This is a genomic window from Actinobaculum sp. 352, assembly GCF_003957265.1.
In the GTDB taxonomy this organism is placed as follows: Bacteria; Actinomycetota; Actinomycetes; order Actinomycetales; family Actinomycetaceae; genus Asp313.
Genome location: NZ_RQSN01000007.1, coordinates 106,334 through 124,928, shown reverse-complemented (window position 1 = coordinate 124,928; position 18,595 = coordinate 106,334). Strand labels below are relative to the sequence as shown.

Here is an 18,595-nt window from a genome sequence, read left to right as displayed (position 1 = left end):
GATCGGGCCCTAGTGATCGAGCACCTTGGCGAGGAATTCGCGTGTGCGCGGATGATGAGGGGCGTCGAAGACGGCGTCGGGCCGACCGGATTCCACAATGGTTCCCTCATCCATGAAAACCATGGTGTCGGAGACTTCGCGGGCAAAACCCATCTCGTGCGTGACCACCATCATCGTCATCCCGGACGTGGCCAGGTCCTGCATAACGGCGAGCACTTCGCCGACCAATTCCGGGTCGAGTGCCGAGGTGGGTTCGTCGAATAGCATGAGGTCGGGTTCCATTGCCATGGCGCGTGCAATGGCGACGCGTTGCTGCTGTCCGCCGGAGAGTTGTGCCGGGTAGTGATCGGCCCGCTGCGCGAGGCCAACCAGGTCGAGCAGTGCGAGGGCCTTGTCAAAGGCGAGGTCGCGTGGCAGGCCGTTGACACGCATTGGTGCAGCCATGACGTTCTGTATGGCGGTCATATGCGGGAAGAGGTTGAAGCGTTGAAAAACCATGCCGATATGGGCACGTTGGCGGGCGAGCTCCTTCGGTCGCAGTTCGTGAAGTCGTCCGCGCGCGTCCTGCCGGTAGCCCATGAGCGTGCCGTCCACGGTGATCGAGCCTGCCTGGATTTCCTCCAGAACATTCACGCAGCGCAGCAGCGTTGACTTACCCGAACCGGAGGGGCCGAGAATCGTGCAGACCTCACCTCGATGCACGCTTAACGTAACGCCGCGTAGAACGTGCAGGTCTCCGTAGAACTTGTGCACATCGCGCACCTCAACCATCGCCATATCAGCTCCTGCTCTACGGGGTCCATTCGGCGGAGTTCTGCGCCGGTGTTGTCTGGGCGGCGTTTATGGCGGCTTGCCGTGCGCTGCGTTGCCGGTTCTTGTGGCGTCGCGAGACGCGAATGCTCGTGTCGCTGTTCCCACGTCCGTAGTAGGCCTCAATTTTCGACTGGAAGAACATGAGAATCGAGGTGATAACGAGATACCACAGGCCGGCAACCACCAGGAAGGGAATCGGAAGCAGCGTCTGCGAGCCGTAGTCCGTGGCGACCTTTGTCAACTCCAAGGTGAAGGGGACCGCGGTTACCAGCGATGTCGTTTTCAGCATGGAGATGGTCTCATTACCCGTGGGTGGCACAATAACGCGCATCGCCTGGGGCAGCACAATGCGGTAGAGAATAGTGCTTGGCTTCATCCCGAGCGCTTGAGCTGCCTCTTCTTGCCCTTTGTCCACGGATGCGAGCCCGGAGCGCATGATCTCCGAGAGATATGCGGCCTCGTTCAGCCCGAGCCCAAGAATCGCGGCGACGGCGGCGGTGAAAACATCGTAGGTGCGGAAGCTGAAGAACTCGGGTCCGAAGGGGATGCCGAGCGAGAGACGTGGATAGAGCACGCCGATCAGGCCCCAGAATATCAGTTGGGTGTAAATCGGAGTTCCGCGGAAGAACCAGATGTAGAACGTCGCCACCGCTCGCATCACGGGGTTGTCCGAACGCCGCATAATGGCGAGGATGATGGCGAGGACGATTCCGATAGCCATTGCGGCCACGGTCAGAAGAAGCGTCCACTTGATCGCATTGGCTATTTCGCGGGTGAATAGCATGGGAAGAACCAGGTCCCAGTTGAAGTTCTTGTTCGTCACCAGCCCGTGAATAGCCATGGCGGCGAGGATCGCAAGCATGCCGACGGCGATCCAACGGCCGTAGTGGGGAACGGGAATCGCACGGATGAGCTGGAGGTTCGTCGTCGCCGTCGGCTGCTCGCCGACAGCACCGGAGTGCGCGGGCTCGTGCTCCACCTCGTATGCCTTGTTCACATCGGCCATCATTTCACCGGATTCACTATCGCTTCGGTCGCCACGTTCTCGGTAATACCCCAGGTGGCAAAGATCTCGTCAAGCGTTCCGTCATCCATAAGCGACTGGAGTGCGGCCTGCACGGCCGCTGTCATCTCAGGATCGTCCTTCGCGACGACGACGCCCTGTGGTGCCGTCCCGGTGATGTCTCCCTGCAATTCGAGAGCACCGTTGGTGCGTTGTAAGGCGTAATCCACCACAGACGAGTCTGCGGACATCGCCTCGATCTTGCCACCGACCAGTGCCTGCGTGACGGCGTCCTGGCTGTCGTAACGCTGGATATTGGGCTTCACCACGCACTTCTCCGCAAGCGCCGCTACTTCTTCGTCTTCCGTTGTACCCGTCTGCACACCGATTGTGCGCCCACAGATATCGGCGGAGTCAAAGTCGGTGGGATTTCCGGTCTGCACCGCCCAGGAGACTCCAACCGTATAGAACTGGATCATATTGAAGTTCACTTCGCGTTCTGCGGTGATGGTAAAAGAGGATGCGCCCACCTCGTACTTCGTTGGAATCCCCGGCATGATCGAGTCGAATTCAGCATTCTTCACGTCGAGCTCAAGGCCCATCCGAGCGGCGACGGCCTTCATCATGTCGATCTCGTAGCCGGTGGGCTGCCCGTTGATCTGGAATTCCGCCGGTGCCCAGTACAGATTAGAACCAATGGTGAGCTTGCCATCCGCAGCAACCGATTCCGGTACCAGTGCAACGACGTCGGGATCTGTGCCCACGGAGGAGACGTCGTAACTGTCCGAATACCCGGACAGGCCCTGTTTGGCGTTGTACTCGGAGATGACCTCGTCGGCGGACCGGCAGGCGGTCAGCGCCAGCGCGCAGGCACCGATAAGTGCGGTAGCGGCGATTCGCCTTCTGAGCATGTGCCGTCCTCTCCTGAGCAGGTGGCCACCAGTCGGTCATTCTCATCCATGCTTGGACCGCAACAATCTACCGCGCTTTCCCGTAGTCCGGAATATCTGTGCGCATTATGAGCATTGCAGCCGCGACTGTTGCGCTTGCACCTTCGCGCCGTTGGGACGTATCGCGAAGGTGCTGCTCGCTGCGGCTAAGGTACTCAGATGTCGTAGTACAGTGCGAACTCGTACGGGTGCGGGCGTTGGCGCAGTGGAGCGATCTCATTGGCCATCTTGTAATCAATCCAGGTTTGGATGAGATCCTCGGTGAACACGTCGCCTTCCAAGAGATAGTCGTGGTCTGCATCAAGAGCGCGCAAGGCATCCTCGAAAGACTCGGGGAGTTGGGCGATCTGGGCATGCTCCTCGGGTGGAAGCTCGTAAAGGTCTTTGTCGATGGGATCGGCCGGTTCGGTCCGATGACGGATGCCATCGAGGCCTGCCATGAGTTGCGCTGCAAAAGCAAGGTATGGATTAGCAGCAGGGTCCGGAACACGGTACTCGATGCGCTTGCTCTTGGGCGACGTGCCCGTGACGGGGATACGAATGCAGGCGGAGCGATTACGTGCGGAGTAGACGAGGTTCACTGGTGCTTCGAAGCCGGGGACGAGCCGGTGGAATGAGTTCACTGATGGGTTGGTGATTGCCAGGAGCGATGGTGCGTGTTCGAGCAGGCCGCCGATATACCAGCGGGCCAAGTCTGAGAGTCCACCGTAGCCACGCTCGTCGGCGAATAGGGGCTTGCCGTCCTTCCAGAGGGACTGATGACAGTGCATTCCGGAGCCGTTATCGCCGAATAGCGGTTTCGGCATGAAGGTCGCCGTTTTGCCTGCCTGCCACGCCGTATTCTTCACAACGTACTTGAATTTCATGACGTCGTCGGCGGCAGCAAGCAGAGTATCGAAGGTGTAATTGATCTCCTGCTGACCGCCGGTTCCGACCTCATGGTGGGCGCGCTCGACCTGCAATCCGACCTTCGCTAAGTTGATGCTGATAGCGTCGCGCAAGTCGCAGAAATGGTCATTCGGGGAGACGGGGAAGTACCCGCCCTTCAGGCGCGTCTTGTAACCGAGATTGCCTCCCTCTTCCTCGCGGTTTGTGTTCCACCAACCCGCTTCCGAATCCAAGCGGTACGAGGATGAGTGCACAGTCGACTCAAAACGGATATCGTCAAAGAGGTAAAACTCGGCCTCCGCGCCGAAGAACACGGTGTCGGCGATACCGGTCGACTTGAGGTATTCCTCGGCATGCCGAGCAATGTTGCGCGGGTCGCGGCGGTAGGACTCATCGGTGAACGGGTCAACGATCGAGAAGTTCATCACCAGAGTCTTCTCGGTGCGGAAGGGGTCAATGAAGGCGGAGGAGACATCCGGAATAAGCTTCATATCGGATTCGTGGATGGCTTGAAATCCACGAATGGACGACCCGTCGAACATCAGGCCGTCGGTGAAGACGTCGTCTTTGAAGGTGTCGACCGGAATGGTGAAATGCTGCATGATACCGGGCAGGTCACAGAACCTGATATCGATGAACTTTACGCCCCGTTCCTTGGTGTAGGCGATGGCTTCTTCCGCACGTGTGAACATCCCGTTTCTTTCTGTCAGCGCGCTGGGCAGCCGTGGTCATGCTGGACAGCTGCCCCTGTTACTTCACCCGTTCTACCTCACCGGCCCGGTCGATGACGTGCACGTCTCATGAATCAGCGCCGGGCTGCGGCAGTGCTACTTGCCGCGCAAGGCGCGGCGGTCGGGGCGTGCCTTCATGGGATCGATTCCCTTCGGAATTGGCAGCGTATTCGTCTTGATCGCTTCCAGGCGGCGAGCAAGGGCGGCGACTTCCGCGTTTGAAATCGTCTTCGGAAGGCGTCGCATGGACTTTTCAAGACTGATCAGTTCTGTCTGACCGTCGTCATGCCCGATGAAAATGGTGTGAATGGGAGCATTCGGTGCGACGCGGTGGATGGCACGCCGTTCCTCGTCGATGAGCTTTCCGACTCGCCCTTTGGGCCCTTCCGCAATCAGCACGATGCCGGGGCGGCCGATGGCCCGGAAGACCATATCCTGCGTGCGGGCGTTGACTCGAACCGGTTCTGTGGAAATATCCCAGCCACGCTTGATGTTGTCCAGCACGGCGGAAGCGGCACCCGGCATGCCGTCAATCTGGGCGTAGCTGGCGCGGCGCACCAGCCGGGTGAGGGTGATCATCGGTAGGAGTAGTGCGAGCATGATCCCGATCAGCATCCAGCTCAGCCAACGGCCGGTCAGAATGCTCGGGACAATACCTACCGCCAGACCGATGGCGAATCCGGCGAGTAGCGCCCACGGTGTCCATGAGTAGGAACGCTTCGTAATCCGGTAGGCGTCACCAAGGTAGTTCCACCAGTGCTTCTTCTTCGGCTTCGTGCGGCCTGAGTCCTTCGCCATGTCTGTCCTTTCACCTGCGAACGCAAGAAATTCTAGTTGACATTATCCCGGGATAGAAACAGGAGTGGCATCCGGACAAAGCTCCAGCCGGGCGGCAACGTCGGTGACCCGAGCCCTGCGCCGAGCCGAGTAGAGGCGATGGGCGCCCATCTTGGCCTACTACCTCGTGCCACCCTACGCCTGGGACTGTGCCGCAACCAGGATTATGCGCCGCCGAGTTCAAGGCGCGGCGATGATACATGCGCGGTGGACTATTGCTTGACTCTGTGCCACCCGATGTCGTCTGGGGCGGCGGATGATCCTTGTGCGGCAGATTCTTGCCGCAAGCCGATCCGATTATGGTCGGATGCCACTGGTGACGGTTGCACAGAGGTACGCAGGGTTAGGTCGGCCGCGGCCCTGTGGATAACCGCTGCAGACGGTGAAAGCGGGTGGTGAACTGTTGCCATGAGGCAGTGGTATGCAGGAATCGCGGGTCTGTTTGTCGGCATCGTCCTGGCGCAGGTGCTATGGGGATCGTCGCCACCGCCACCACCGACGCCGTCGTCGACGTCGGCAAACGAATCGTTGTCTGTACTGGAGAACTCCGCGGTACCCAATGCGCGTGAGGCCACCGCAGTTGTGCAGGACCTGCAGAGCCGACGCGATCAGGCACTGATGGCTGATGACGCCGCTGCTTTGGCGGAGCTGACATCGGATGGAAGTCCCGCGCGCGCCGCCGATACGGCTTTACTGAGGGAAATGCGGGGAAGTGTGGCAGTGCTGAACACCGAAGTGTTGGGGGTGAACGTGGTAGCTCCGCACACGTGGGAGGTATACACCGTTCAGCAAGAACTCAGGCTTAGCACAGGGGAGGTGATAGGACCGCTGGCACAGCGCTGTACTCGTTGGGAGCTCGCTCCCGCACCCTGGAGAATCGAGAGCACTGCGGAGTGTATGAACAACCTGAGTCAGCAATGACCCGATCAGCCACGCGATGGTGATCCCTCTCGGGGCTGAGTCATCGGCGCGCGGAACGGTGGCGTGCCGGTCACGGTTGCAAACTGGCAGTGAGCGGGCTGGTCACGAAATCATCTCGTGCACTGCGGGCTGCTGTGCTTGCGGGTGGGTATCACTGGACGGGCATTTGACGTGTAGACGGGCTACCGGCGCGGCTAGCTGCGGGCCTGACAGGGATATGCAGGGCTGACAAGGTCGTGGAGCTGCCAGGTCTGCGGGCGGTTAGGCAAGCTGGGCTGCAGGCGGGCCGAGCTACCCGCAAGCACTGTCGTGCCTCCTTGCGGCGGTGCCATCGGATGAAGAGTAGGGTGCACCGGCGGGCCTGGCGGTGCTACCAGATTGAAAGCGGGGCGCACCCTCAGGATGCGCCCCACACGCGTCGACCGACTCATACGCCGAGCCGCGAAACAGTCTCAGGTACCCCGATCAATCGATCACAGATCCCGAGTCGGCCTGTCAGATTCCCAAGTCAGCTTCGAAGTCACCGGCTTCTAGGCGTGCCTTGAGATCCTTGAGGTACCGCCCGGCATCCGCGCCGTCAACGAGCCGGTGATCGTAGCTCAGAGCCAGATACACCATTGAACGCAGTCCGATCACTTCATTTCCATCGGCGTCACGCACGGCGGCAGGGCGCTTCACAATCCCGCCGATGCCCAAGATCGCGACTTCCGGCTGGTTGATAATCGGTGTATCGAACAGTGCGCCGGTAGAACCAGTGTTCGTGATGGTGAAGGTCGACCCGGAGAGCTCGTCCGGCTTGATGGTGCTATTGCGGGTGCGTGCCGCGAGATCGTTGATCGCCTTTGCGATGCCAGCGATATTGAGATCGCCGGCGTTCTTGATCACCGGAACGGTCAGCCCCTTGGGAGCGTCCACAGCAATCCCGATATGCTCGTGATCGAAGTAGGTGACCTGCTTACCATCGATGGTGGCGTTGAGCTTTGGATGCGACTTCAACGTGTCAGTGGCAGCCTTGACAAAGAAGGGGAGGAAGGTCAACTTCGTGCCCTCTTTAGCCAAAAACTCGTCCTTTTTCGCTCCGCGCAAGGCGACAATCCGCGTCACATCGGCCTCAACGACGGTGGTCAGTTGAGCGGACACTTGCAGTGACTCCACCATGCGCTTGGCGATGACCTGGCGCAGGTGAGGCATCTTTTGCGTGGTTCCACGCAGGCCGACCGCGTCCTCCTGCGCGGGTGTGGCGGAGGAAGGAACTGCACTAGCCGCAGGAGCCGGAGCGGCAGCGGCGGCCGCTGCCGCAGCTGCTTCCTGCGCGGCCTTTGCGGCGTCTTCGACATCCTGGCGGCGGATTCTGCCTCCGACACCGGTGCCGGTCACGGCGGATAGATCAACGCCTAATTCCCGGGCGAGTTTACGGACAATGGGTGTCACATACCCTGAAGGCTCGGAATCCACTGCCACGGGAGCGGCGGCTTCGCGTTGAGCAACTGGTTCCGCTACGGGAACAGGAGCCGGGGCGGGAGCGGCGGCTGCGGGAGCGGACGCCACGGGCGGGGTCTGCGGAGCGGGGGCCGGTGCGGCGGTGGTTTCGACGGCGGAAGTAATCACGCCTTCTCCGACGTATGCCAGCACGGTTCCGACGGCGACTGATTCGTCTTCCTGCACGAGAATCTGCTGGAGAACGCCGGAAGCGGGCGAGGGAACCTCGCTATCGACCTTATCCGTCGACACCTCAAGAAGTGGCTCATCCACCTCAACCGCGTCGCCGACCTGCTTGAGCCAAGTGGTGACGGTGCCCTCCGTTACCGATTCTCCAAGTGCCGGCATTGTGACTGCTGATCCGGTGGCCGCACCTGCTACCGGTGCCGAGGGAGCTTCTGCCACGGGAGCTTCTGCCACGGGCGCGGGGACCGCAGGTGCGGGCGCCGCAGGCACCTGCGTCGGCGTTGCGGCCTCCGGCGCACCCTCGGCCGACGCGGCACCGGATCCGTCGCCGATATAGCCGAGAACGGTCCCGACTTCCACTTCCTCATCCTCTTGGACGAGGATTTGCTCCAGGATGCCTTCGACGGGCGCCGGAACCTCGGAATCAACCTTATCAGTCGACACTTCCAGGACCGGTTCGTCGAGAGAAACGGCATCTCCCACGTTCTTCAGCCACGTTGTGACGGTTCCGCTCGTGACGGACTCGCCGAGTGCGGGCATTCTAATTGGTTCGGACATCATTCCTCTTCTCAGTTGTGGGTGTGGAGCGGTTTTCCGGCTAGAGCCAATACGGCCTCGCCGATGGATTCGTTCTGGGAGGGATGTGCATGGATCAGGCCATCGAAGTCTTCGGGGCTGGCTTCCCATGCCACCATGAGCTCGCCCTCGCCGATTTGTTCGCCCATACGGGCACCAATGGCGTGGAAACCGAGGATCGGTCCGTTCTTCTCACGCACGAGTTTGACGAAGCCCTGCGTGCCGAGCATCTGCGACTTGCCGTTGCCCGCGAGGTTGAACTCGACGGTTTCGACATTGTCCTTGCCGTAGACTTCTTCAGCCTTGGCCTGATTCAAACCCACCGATGCGATCTCGGGGTTGCAGAAGGTCACCCGCGGGATGTAGTTCTCGCTAATGGGCCGTGGATTAAGCCCGGCGATTTCTTCGGCGACGAAGATCCCCTGCAAGAAGCCGCGGTGCGCGAGCTGCAGCCCGGGCACGATGTCGCCGACGGCGTAGATTCCGGGCACGTTGGTACGTAGCCGTTCGTCGGTGAGGACGAAGCCGCGATCCATGGCAATACCTTGTTCTTCGTATCCGAGATTGGCGGTGGCAGGACCCCGACCGGTGGCAACGAGCAGGTAGTCGGCGACGTAGCCCTTGCCGTTCTGTGTAAAGACGGTTACTCCCGCCTCCGTCTGCTCCACACGGTCGAACATGGTTTTGGTGACGAATTTGATGCCCCGCTTGCGGAAGGAACGTTCCAGCATCTTTGAAACGGCTTCGTCTTCATTCGGAGCGAGGTGCGGAAGCGCCTCGATAATCGTCACCTCAGCGCCGTACGATGCCCAGATCGAGGCGAACTCGACGCCGATCACACCGCCGCCGAGAATGATGACGGAACCGGGCACTTCATTCATGCTGAGCGCCTGATCCGATGTAATAACCCGCCCGGTGATGTCCAGACCGAGTGTTTTCGAGTATGAGCCGGAGGCCAGGACAATGTTCTTCCCTCGGTAATGAGTGCCGTTGACCTCGACAGTGTGCTTGTCGACTAGGCGTCCCCACCCTGCAATGGTGTCAACGCCGCGGCTAGAGACTAGGCCGGTCAGCCCTTTGTACATCTTCTGGACGACGCCCTCCTTATAGACATTGAGGGCTTGCATATCGATGCCTTCGAATGCTCCGCGCACGCCTATTGACGGCCCTTCGCGCATCTCATCTGCGACCTCTGCCGCGTGCAGAAGTGCTTTGGTGGGAATGCAGCCGCGATGTAGGCAGGTGCCACCCACCTTGTCGGCCTCGATGAGCCCGACTTTCAATCCGAGTTGGCCGACACGTAAAGCAGTGGCGTATCCACCGCTTCCCGCGCCGAGCACGATTACGTCGTATTCCCTGGTTTCAGCCACGTCCCTCTCCCTCGAGCAGGAATCGACTAGCAGCTTCAGCTAGTACCTTAGTCCCAATTATCCACATGGGGCGGAGAAAAATTAACCCCTCACCATTGTGCCATGCATGACGTGTGATTTTACCTACATCGCCTACGCTGTGGGCGTGTGGGCGTATTCGTCTGACATCGCCGGATTCGCCCGGCTCCGTGTTTGGGCTGCGGGTTTGCGCCTGAGTGAGGCACCGACGTCGCGTGGTGCGAATCCGATGCCTACAATCTTGCGGACAGCAAGCGGGCCGATAGTGGGCGTACGGGTGTTGGCCGCGTAGGCTTAGAACATGGGTTTATTCTCTCGCAGGCGTTCCGCCGCTTCTGCGCATGGCTCCTCGCGGCGTGAGCAGAATGCTGCCAAGGCCGCGACAATAAAGCATTTCCAAGAGTTCGTCGCTAGCCGGCAGGGGGTTGAGGCATACTTCGAACCGGAGACACCGCGAGAACAGTCAGCGTTACTCCTCGTGGCTCGCGACGGTGAATGGACTCGTCGTCGGATACCTGATCCAAGCTCGGGAGCGCAGCTCGCCCAGGAATTGGGCATTCCGTTCTATGAGGTTGTGAAGACGGGGTACCCCGATGCCATGCGTCAGTGGAACCGGCGGCAGGAGCGCCGCTGAGATTCGCGATTTGCAGGTGTAGGTTTCAACGGGGCACAATCCCTCAGGCGCATGAAGGTAGCGCCTATCGGCGAGAGGAGAAGAATGGGCGACGCGGGTGAACCCATGGGAGAGAGCACGGCGATTCCCGCTCAACATGGTAATCAAGCTCTACCCGATGATCGGACGACGGCGCACGGCTGGCCGCGTATTCTCCTCTTCCTCCTTGCCGCGGGCGCGTTGATATTCTCCTGGCGGGGGGTCGTGGCATCCACCGTGGCCTTCGGTGACGGCGACGTATCCGAGGCAGGCCTGACGCTGGTTTCCGACATGTGTTGGATCGCCGGTGCCGTCGGCATCATTCACAACGGTAGGCGAATGCGCCGCCTGGCGTGGGCCACCTGGGTGATCAACGTGGTGATGCCTTTTGTGGCATTGGTCAGCGGCAATGTTGCCCTTGACAGGGTCAGCCCCTGGTTCGACGCCGGTGCAACGTATTTCTATCTTCCCGTGCCAGGCGCGGTGGCGGCCATTGCCTGGTTGGCCTGGTCATCGCCCTCGCAAATCGCGACTCGTAACGGAGGGTGAAATGTACCGGTCCGTTTACGACCATCTACTGGTTCATACCGATCCGGAACAGGCTCACCATTGCGCCATGCGAGTGATCGGTGCTTTCGGCAGAAGCCCGCTGGCACCGCTCGCGGCGGCAACGATTGGTTGGCGGGGCGGTGAACAGCTGCGGGGTTTGCTCGCTCGGCCGCTGCCCGGGCGGGTTGGATTGGCGGCAGGTCAGGATAAGGACGCCTCGGCCATTCTCGGCACGGTGGCACTCGGTTTCGCCTTTACCGAGATTGGTACCATCACACCATTGCCGCAGCCCGGTAATGATCGGCCGCGGCTCTGGCGTATTCCTCAGCAGAACGCGTTCCGTAATCGCATGGGATTCAACAACCCGGGTGCCGATGTTGCCGCACAGCGCCTAGCCGAGCTGCGAGGCACCAAGCGGGGCCGGGCCGCCGTCGTCGGTGTCAACATCGGTAAGAACAAGTGGGTCAGCGCTGCCGATGCGCCGGCGGATTACGCCACCTGCGCATGGAAACTGGCACGCTGGGCCGACTACCTGGTGATTAACGTCTCTTCTCCCAATACTCCCGGGCTACGCGATCTGCAGGCGGTTGATGCGTTGCGCCCAATTGTGCGGGAGGCGCGGCAGGCAGCGGATGCCGCAGCCGGTAGGCGCGTCCCGCTACTGGTGAAGCTCGCACCCGATTTGCTGGACGACGATATAGCCGCCATCGCGACCTTAGTTCAAATAGAGGACCTTGACGGCGTCGTCGCCGCCAATACGACCATTGAGCATGGTTTTGGCGAGGGCGGGCTCTCGGGCGCGCCGCTGTTCGAGCGTGCGGTCGGCATTGTCTCCGCGCTGCGCCGGGACCTCGGGCCTGACCGAATCATTATCGGCGTCGGAGGCATCTTCAGCGTTGATGACGCCAACCGCATGATCAACGCCGGCGCCGATCTGCTGGAAATCCTCACGTCTTTCGTTTACCGCGGCCCGACGTTCCCTGGGCGGCTCAATCGGGCATTGGCCCGGCCAACGGCGGCATAGCTACGTTGCGGCAGGGCACAAAACGCAAGTGATCCGTGCCCGTGCCCAAGGCTCCGCGCGGTCGCGGTGGAAGACGAAGCGACAAGGAGGGCCTGCCGGTCGCACTGCGAGGCACCGGGCTGCCGCGGTGGAGGAACTGCCGGACGGGAAGATGGCAGGGGTGAAGACTGCGGGTGCTGGCAGCTACCGCAGCTACTTTCGACCCCGGCGGGCGGACCTCGCCTCCCGTACGTCCGCCCCTGATCCGCCTTCGGGGAACTGGCCACGCTTGACCTGTGGGCGGGGCAAGCGCCAGCGTCGCGGATAGAAAGTCCGCGTGAACATCTGCCAGAAGAAACGGGGCGGCACCTTATCGTCGCCGAACTTGTGTTCCGTCAGGAGGCGAACGCGGCGCACCATGAGCACGGAATAAATGGCCACCAGGATGAAGATCGCGTAGATGGCGAGTACGAGGTACTGGAAGGCGACGTTTCCGATCAAGGTCTGGGTGAACATGGCGACGAGCAGAATCAGGGCCAGCGGCATGAAGATCACAGCGGGGGAGAAGCGCGCATCAATGCAGTCCCGTCCAAAACGGCGGACCGGACCGGCATGTTGCGGGGGCATGAACCGCTCGTCGCCGGTTTTCATTGCGCGTTGTTCCCGCTCCCAGCGTGCATTGCTCTCCGCCCGCGACTTGGCGCGTTCTTCTTTATCGAAGGCTTTACGTTCCTGCTTTGTCATGCGTGAACGGTCGGACACGATCGGACGACGGTTGCGTGCCTCCACGTCTTTACGCCGTGGGGTGGGCGCTCCTTTCGCCGGCGTGTAACCGCGAGGAAGCTTGGTTGCGGGCGCCGCCGTCTGCTCCGTGGGGTCCGATTCCTCTTCCTTCTTACGACCGAACACTCTGACTCCATTACTTTGCCGTTGTATTACTGGGTGCCAAGCCGAGGCGGATGTTCAATCGCACCCGACTGGCCCCGGGGCAGACTACCACGCCGCGTGGAGAGTAGCCGCCACTTTCACAGTGTACGTGCAGGGCGCGGCGAGCTCCATTTCCACGAAGAGGCCGAGCGAGCGGGAACAGCATATGGCTCCACGGCGAGGACTTCCCTCCGCAGTCTCCGTGTACCCTCTGGTGTCTCCCCGTACTCCCTGGTGTCTCCGGGTATTCCCTGGGCAGCGCGGTAAGCTAGGTGAGTGAGTACTTTTGAGGAAATCGCGTCGAGGGTTGACGCGCAGTTGCCCGATACCCGTGCCGAGCTTGAAAGCTTAGTGCGTATACCGTCCGTCTCGTCGCCATCATTCGACCAGAGCCAGGTACGTCGCAGTGCCGAGGCGGTTGCGGCCCTGGCGCGACAGCGCGGCCTGGACGCCGAGGTCATCGAGCTTGTCACCTCCGCCGGTGAAGAGGGGCGCCCCGCGGTGCTCGCGCATAGGCAGGCCGCTCCGGGTAAACCCACGGTGCTGCTCTACGCTCACCACGATGTTCAGCCACAGGGATCTCTTGCGGGATGGGCACAGGACGATCCCTTTGAGCCGGTTGAACGCGATGGTCGGCTCTACGGCCGGGGAACGGCAGATGACAAGGCCGGAGTAATGGTGCATATGGGTGCCTTGGCCGCTCTGGGCGATACAGGTTTGGGCGTGACGCTTTACGTTGAGGGTGAAGAAGAGGTCGGCTCGCCGACATTTCGCGCATTTCTCGAAACCTATCGTGATCGCCTCCGTGCCGATGTCATCGTCGTGGCCGATTCGAGCAATTGGAAGGTCGGTGTGCCGTCGCTGACGACATCTCTGCGGGGAGTCGTCGATGTAACCGTTCGCGTTGATGTTCTGGATCATGCGCTCCACTCGGGAGCGTATGGCGGACCAATTCTCGACGCACCGACGCTGATGACACGCCTGTTGGCTACGCTGCACGGCGACGACGGATCGGTGGCGGTGTCAGGTTTGGTCTCGTATGACGCGGCCGCCGTCGAATACACCGAAGAGACCCTGCGTTCCGATGCGGGACTGCTGGACGGCGTACAGCTGGCCGGGCACGGCACGATAGCTTCCCGGCTGTGGACGCAGCCAGCCATCAGCCTCATCGGTATGGACATCACCAGCTGCGCGGAAGCATCGAATACGTTGATTCCATCGTGCACGGCGCGGTTGTCACTGCGCATCGCCCCCGGTGACGATCCGGAGCGCGCCGGGCGTGCACTGGTCGAGCACCTGGAAAAACACGCCCCGTTCGGCGCGCGCGTCGTTGCGACGGTGACAGAGACCGGCCCGGCATTCAAGGCGGCTGATGAAACGCCGACGTCGACGGCGGCACGGGAGGCGTTGCGGCGCGCATGGCAGACCGAGCCGGTCGATATCGGGGTGGGAGGTTCCATCCCCTTCATTGCGGACTTGGCCGAAGTGTTTCCGAAGGCGGAGATACTCGTCACGGGAGTCGAGGATCCGGACACGCGGGCGCATTCACATAACGAGTCGTTGCACCTGGATGATTGGCGTCGCGCCATCGTTGCTGAGGCAACACTTCTGGCGCGACTGGGCGGGGATTTGGCATCGTGATGCCGAGTGACTTCGCGGCGCGGTCGGTACTGCGAGGCGGTCGAGTGGCACTACGGCCCGGCCTAGTAGCACAAGCCAGTGTTACCGCCCAAGGCCGTGTCACGGCATGGGCCACTGTCACGGCACGAGTCGGCGTCGTAGCGTCATGAGAGTGTTACTGGCATGCTCGCCCCTGCCAGGCCTCACCGGCACCGAAGTGGCCGAGTTGGCACGAACGGGATGGCTTGCGCAGCGCCCTGCTGATCGCATAACCGCCTACCCCGTGTCGGACGGTGTTTCGGTTCCCTTCGTGGGTTCCGGCCTGCCCGAAGCCTTGTTGAAGGAGCCCACAGAGTATCCGCTTGGTAGGGCTGACAGTCGGCGTTTCGCCTTCCGGGCAGGTGACACTGTGGTGCTTGACTACAGTCAGTTCTTGAACGACGCGCCCGCCACCGGCGCTTTGCAGTCGAGCATGGCCGTGGGTGAGGACCTTGCGTGGGCGTGCGCGAATGGAGCGAAGCGCATCGTGGTGGCGCTCCCGGCACCCGGCTACTGCACGGATATGGGGCTGGGGATGCTCGCGAGCTTGGCCGATGTGCGGTTATCATCCGGGTGGACCGCCACAGATCCGGTTCCGTTCGCACTGGCACCCGCGCTTGAACGGGCTGCGGAAGTCCTTTCCGACGTCGATCTTGTGGTACTGGCGTCAGGGGAGCAGCGCTTGCTCGGTTTCTCGGGCGTCGCACGAACATGGGCATATCGGGGGATGGATCCCGAACGTGCCCAGGAATTCTCCCGTGCTATGGGCGCCGTGGCGCAGGATGTATCCGAGGCAGCGGCGGCGAGGGCGAATACTCGGCCGTTGCTGCCGTTACATGGCGAACAGAAGACCGACCGACCGGAACGCGGACCTTTCAGCGGTGCGGCTAGCGGAGTCGGTTTCATACTTGACTCCTTAGGGGGCCGCCTCATGTCCGTCGGATGTGCCACCGTCAGCGAGCGTTTGCGTGAGGAGGCGCGCCTCACGGATCTGTTCGTCTACGCGTGTGCAGCAATCGACGAGAGTATTCCCTCAGGTTTGCAAGCCGCGATTGAACTTGCATCTGCAGCAGCGATCCCCATCGTTGTCATCTACGATTCCGGTTCGCTGCGCCGGGGCGAGCTTCCCCGCATGGGCTTGGACGGCGCCTACCAGTTGCGTCCCGAGGAGGCGTGGCGGGGCGTCGGTCGGCAGCGAGAATATGCCGAGTCGGGGGACGACGTCGCGGTGACGGGCACACGAGCGAAGCTGCCGGGAGATGAGTTGCAGGAGAGGTTGTGGAGCGTGACGGGGCGTGTCGCACGCACTTGGGGGTGGGATGCCTGACGGCGGACTTCGCTCATAGCGGCGGTCGGCCGAAAAAGCAGGCAGGGGCGTCATCCGCTTGCTGTCATTCGCACGGTACATGAAACCGAAGACGCACGACGAGCCAAGGGACGCAGTTGCCCGGTGCAGCGAAGCCGGTAACGTGTGGCGAAGTAAATGCTCCGGGCGAAACTGGGGCCGGAATGCCGAAAAGCCGCGGCCGCGTTACAAATGGTGGCCGAATGCGGCGGCGAGGCTCTGGCATGGTGGGGCTTGGTCGCGTTAGGCTGACTTGGTACACCAATTGCATGCTGGAGGACAGCAATGACAGAGACACTTGATACGGCAACTCACAATGTCACCTTGACCGCTGATGCGGCCGCCAAGGTGAAGTCCCTACTGGAGCAGGAGGGGCGTGATGACTTGCGTCTGCGTATCGCGGTGCAGCCGGGTGGCTGCTCCGGCCTGATGTATCAACTTTACTTTGATGAGCGTCTTCTCGATGGCGACGCCGTGCGTGATTTCGACGGCGTCGGGGTCGTCGTCGACAAGATGTCAAAGCCTTATCTTGATGGTGCGACGATTGGTTTTGCCGACACCATTGAACGGCAGGGCTTTACGATCGATAATCCCAACGCCGTCGGTACTTGCGCCTGCGGCGAGTCCTTCCACTGATCGCGCTGGCCTGAACTGGATTTTCCCTGCAAACCGATAGGCATTTCATGAGTAAACGCGTACTGGCCACGGTGATGGCCATGGCCTTGGCCGCGTCCCTCGCCGGTTGTGGCTCAGCCGATGATTCCGAGAACAGTAGTGGCGCCGACACGACTACCTCCGCGGCTTCTACCCCTTCCGCAACCCCCAGCGTGGGATCGTCACCCGTTGATGTGCTCGTTTCCGACAAGGGCATGCCGACGTTGGGTGAAGATGGCGACGGCCTGCCGGTGCTGGAGTTTCCCGATTCTCCTCCCCCGGAGCAGTTACAACTCTCAGTGCTTGAAGAGGGAGACGGTGCCGAGATAACTGCGGATTCTCTTGTGATGGTCAATTACGAGGGGCAGGTGTGGCAGAACGATAAGGCATTTGACTCCTCGTTCAGCCGAGGGGCACCGGCAGTTTTCGCTCTGTCCGGCCTCGTCGATGGATGGAAGTACGGACTGGAGGGGAGGCATGTCGGCGACAAGGTGATTCTGTCTGTCCCGCCGGAGCTGGGATACGGGCCGCAGGGCGGCCAGCCCTCCGCAGGCATCGAGGCTGACGACACCATCGTCTTCTATCTCGAGGTTGTCAACGCCTGGGATGCGACGAGTGCTGGCCAGGCTGATGCGGCCGTTGAGATGAACGACGAAGACCTACCAGTAGAAATCACCGGAGACCTTGGCCAGCCGGTGACCGAACTGGAGGTCAAGGACGGGCAATCTGCTCCCACGGAGGCGTCGACGCAGATCATTGCGCGCGGCAGCGGCGAAGAGGTGGCGAAAGATGGCTCTGCGGTCGTCGTTGCTTATGCCGCGATCTCGTGGGATGAAGAACTATCACTGAACACCTGGAAGCAGGACGATGACGAATCGGAGTCGGCTGAGTCCGGTCCGACGACCCTGCCTCTGGGCCAGGGAACAATCACGGACTCTTTGGCTGGGATCCCGGTCGGCTCGCGGGTCTTGCTGTTGATACCGGAGTCTGATGACTCTTCCGGGTCTACCCTCATGACACCGGCAATGGCGTACGTGGTGGACATCTTGGGGTACGTCCCAGCCGCACAGGGTTAGCGAGGGTCCAAGACGTAAAACGAGAGAGGCGGGGTATCTCCCCGCCTCTTTCTGTTATGTGTCGGCCAGCCGCACAGTCTTGTTATGTGGCCGCAGAGTCTTGTTATGTTTCGGCCAGCCGCACAGTCGCGACCACGGCGCCGGGCGAACGTTCCTAGCGCACTTAGCGCACGATCAGACCGGCGGCCTGTGCTTGTGCGCTTGCCAGACGCGCCGCGGCATCCTCCCAGTTCACGATGTTCCAGAAGGCTTTGACGTAGTCGGCCTTGACGTTGAGGTAGTCGAGGTAGAAGGCATGCTCCCACATGTCGAGCATGAGCAAGGGGATCGTTCCCACCGGAACGTTGTTCTGCTGGTCGAAGAGCTGGAAAATGACGAGCCTTCCGGATACGGAGTCATAAGCCAGAACCGACCACCCCGAGCCTTGCAGGCCGAGAGCCGCCGCCGTGAACTGTTTCTGGAAGGCGTCGAAGGAGCCGAAGGAGTCATCGATGGCAGCGGCGAGTTCACCCTCTGGGCGGCCGCCACCGTTGGGGGAAAGGTTGTGCCAGAAGATTGAGTGATTGATATGCCCACCAAGATTGAAGGAGAGGTTCTTCTCGGCCAGATTGATTGCCGAGAAGTCATCGGCCTGGCGGGCGGCGGCTAATGCGTCAAGTGCGGCATTTGCACCGGCCACGTAGGTGGCATGGTGCTTATCGTGGTGGAGTTCCATGATCTTGCCGGAAATATGTGGTTCGAGGGCCGAATAGTCGTAGGGAAGTTCGGGAAGCGTATAGGTTGCCACGTTGTCTCCGTTAGTTGGTTGTCCGCAGCGGCGCTGCGGGATTTGCCGTCCCGGCGATTCTCCGGAACTCTGGACAGATTCCAGTATAGAAAGTCGGGTGGGGTGAGTAAATGGACTCATTCACATTCTCCCGGTGGCGTTATCGCTGGGAGCATAGGCGCTGTGCGCCGA

17 protein-coding genes are annotated in these 18,595 nt (G+C 61.2%); 8 read left to right on the top strand and 9 right to left on the bottom strand.

What is annotated here, in order from left to right:
- Window positions 1-9 precede the first annotated feature (9 nt).
- The 5 genes from EKN07_RS08655 to EKN07_RS08635 all read right to left on the bottom strand — a co-directional run bounded on the left by EKN07_RS08655 (window position 10) and on the right by EKN07_RS08635 (window position 5,183).
- Window positions 10-777, bottom strand: a complete 768-nt coding sequence (locus EKN07_RS08655) for an amino acid ABC transporter ATP-binding protein (RefSeq protein ID WP_126146173.1) — start codon at window positions 775-777, stop codon at window positions 10-12.
- 13 nt (window positions 778-790) lie between these two features.
- Window positions 791-1,723, bottom strand: a complete 933-nt coding sequence (locus EKN07_RS08650; protein WP_240611474.1) for an amino acid ABC transporter permease — start codon at window positions 1,721-1,723, stop codon at window positions 791-793.
- 95 nt (window positions 1,724-1,818) lie between these two features.
- Window positions 1,819-2,727, bottom strand: coding sequence for an ABC transporter substrate-binding protein (locus EKN07_RS08645; RefSeq protein ID WP_108715777.1), 909 nt, complete (start codon window positions 2,725-2,727; stop codon window positions 1,819-1,821).
- A 194-nt stretch (window positions 2,728-2,921) separates the two neighbouring features.
- Window positions 2,922-4,346 (bottom strand): type I glutamate--ammonia ligase, encoded by a 1,425-nt coding sequence (gene glnA, locus EKN07_RS08640; RefSeq protein WP_108715776.1) that lies wholly within the window; start codon window positions 4,344-4,346, stop codon window positions 2,922-2,924.
- A gap of 135 nt (window positions 4,347-4,481) precedes the next feature.
- Complete coding sequence (locus EKN07_RS08635; RefSeq protein WP_108715775.1) at window positions 4,482-5,183, bottom strand: DUF4191 domain-containing protein; 702 nt, start codon at window positions 5,181-5,183, stop codon at window positions 4,482-4,484.
- 447 nt (window positions 5,184-5,630) lie between these two features.
- Here EKN07_RS08635 and EKN07_RS08630 point away from each other — a divergent pair, with 447 nt between their 5' ends.
- Window positions 5,631-6,143 (top strand): hypothetical protein, encoded by a 513-nt coding sequence (locus EKN07_RS08630; protein ID WP_126146172.1) that lies wholly within the window; start codon window positions 5,631-5,633, stop codon window positions 6,141-6,143.
- A gap of 495 nt (window positions 6,144-6,638) precedes the next feature.
- On the opposite strand, the gene sucB is transcribed toward EKN07_RS08630, so the two are convergent.
- Window positions 6,639-8,366 (bottom strand): 2-oxoglutarate dehydrogenase, E2 component, dihydrolipoamide succinyltransferase, encoded by a 1,728-nt coding sequence (gene sucB, locus EKN07_RS08625; RefSeq protein WP_108715773.1) that lies wholly within the window; start codon window positions 8,364-8,366, stop codon window positions 6,639-6,641.
- Window positions 8,367-8,377: 11 nt separating this feature from the next.
- A complete protein-coding gene (gene lpdA / locus EKN07_RS08620) occupies window positions 8,378-9,754 on the bottom strand; it encodes a dihydrolipoyl dehydrogenase (protein WP_126146171.1) in 1,377 nt (458 codons plus the stop codon).
- 319 nt (window positions 9,755-10,073) lie between these two features.
- Between lpdA and EKN07_RS08615 the strand changes: the two genes are divergently transcribed.
- From EKN07_RS08615 to EKN07_RS08605, 3 genes are read left to right on the top strand one after another with little or no spacing between them, the layout of a single operon-like run.
- Window positions 10,074-10,406, top strand: a complete 333-nt coding sequence (locus EKN07_RS08615) for an oxidoreductase (RefSeq protein ID WP_108715771.1) — start codon at window positions 10,074-10,076, stop codon at window positions 10,404-10,406.
- Between the two features lie 51 nt (window positions 10,407-10,457).
- Window positions 10,458-10,973, top strand: coding sequence for a hypothetical protein (locus EKN07_RS08610; RefSeq protein WP_125482459.1), 516 nt, complete (start codon window positions 10,458-10,460; stop codon window positions 10,971-10,973).
- 1 nt (window position 10,974) lies between these two features.
- Window positions 10,975-11,997 (top strand): quinone-dependent dihydroorotate dehydrogenase, encoded by a 1,023-nt coding sequence (locus tag EKN07_RS08605; protein ID WP_126146170.1) that lies wholly within the window; start codon window positions 10,975-10,977, stop codon window positions 11,995-11,997.
- A 192-nt stretch (window positions 11,998-12,189) separates the two neighbouring features.
- Here EKN07_RS08605 and EKN07_RS08600 read toward each other — a convergent pair whose 3' ends face one another.
- Window positions 12,190-12,885 (bottom strand): DUF3043 domain-containing protein, encoded by a 696-nt coding sequence (locus EKN07_RS08600; protein WP_126146169.1) that lies wholly within the window; start codon window positions 12,883-12,885, stop codon window positions 12,190-12,192.
- A 294-nt stretch (window positions 12,886-13,179) separates the two neighbouring features.
- Between EKN07_RS08600 and EKN07_RS08595 the strand changes: the two genes are divergently transcribed.
- The 4 genes from EKN07_RS08595 (at window position 13,180) to EKN07_RS08580 (ending at window position 17,637) form a co-directional block, all read left to right on the top strand.
- Window positions 13,180-14,544 (top strand): dipeptidase, encoded by a 1,365-nt coding sequence (locus tag EKN07_RS08595; protein WP_126146168.1) that lies wholly within the window; start codon window positions 13,180-13,182, stop codon window positions 14,542-14,544.
- Between the two features lie 145 nt (window positions 14,545-14,689).
- Complete coding sequence (locus EKN07_RS08590) at window positions 14,690-15,889, top strand: glycerate kinase (RefSeq protein ID WP_164505485.1); 1,200 nt, start codon at window positions 14,690-14,692, stop codon at window positions 15,887-15,889.
- Between the two features lie 303 nt (window positions 15,890-16,192).
- Complete coding sequence (locus EKN07_RS08585; protein ID WP_108715765.1) at window positions 16,193-16,543, top strand: iron-sulfur cluster assembly accessory protein; 351 nt, start codon at window positions 16,193-16,195, stop codon at window positions 16,541-16,543.
- Between the two features lie 47 nt (window positions 16,544-16,590).
- On the top strand, window positions 16,591-17,637 hold the full coding sequence (locus tag EKN07_RS08580; RefSeq protein ID WP_108715764.1) for an FKBP-type peptidyl-prolyl cis-trans isomerase: 1,047 nt from the start codon (window positions 16,591-16,593) through the stop codon (window positions 17,635-17,637).
- 163 nt (window positions 17,638-17,800) lie between these two features.
- On the opposite strand, the gene EKN07_RS08575 is transcribed toward EKN07_RS08580, so the two are convergent.
- The gene (locus tag EKN07_RS08575) at window positions 17,801-18,424 is read right to left on the bottom strand and encodes a superoxide dismutase (protein ID WP_108715763.1); all 624 of its coding nucleotides are present in this window, start codon (window positions 18,422-18,424) and stop codon (window positions 17,801-17,803) included.
- Between the last annotated feature and the right edge of the window lie 171 nt (window positions 18,425-18,595).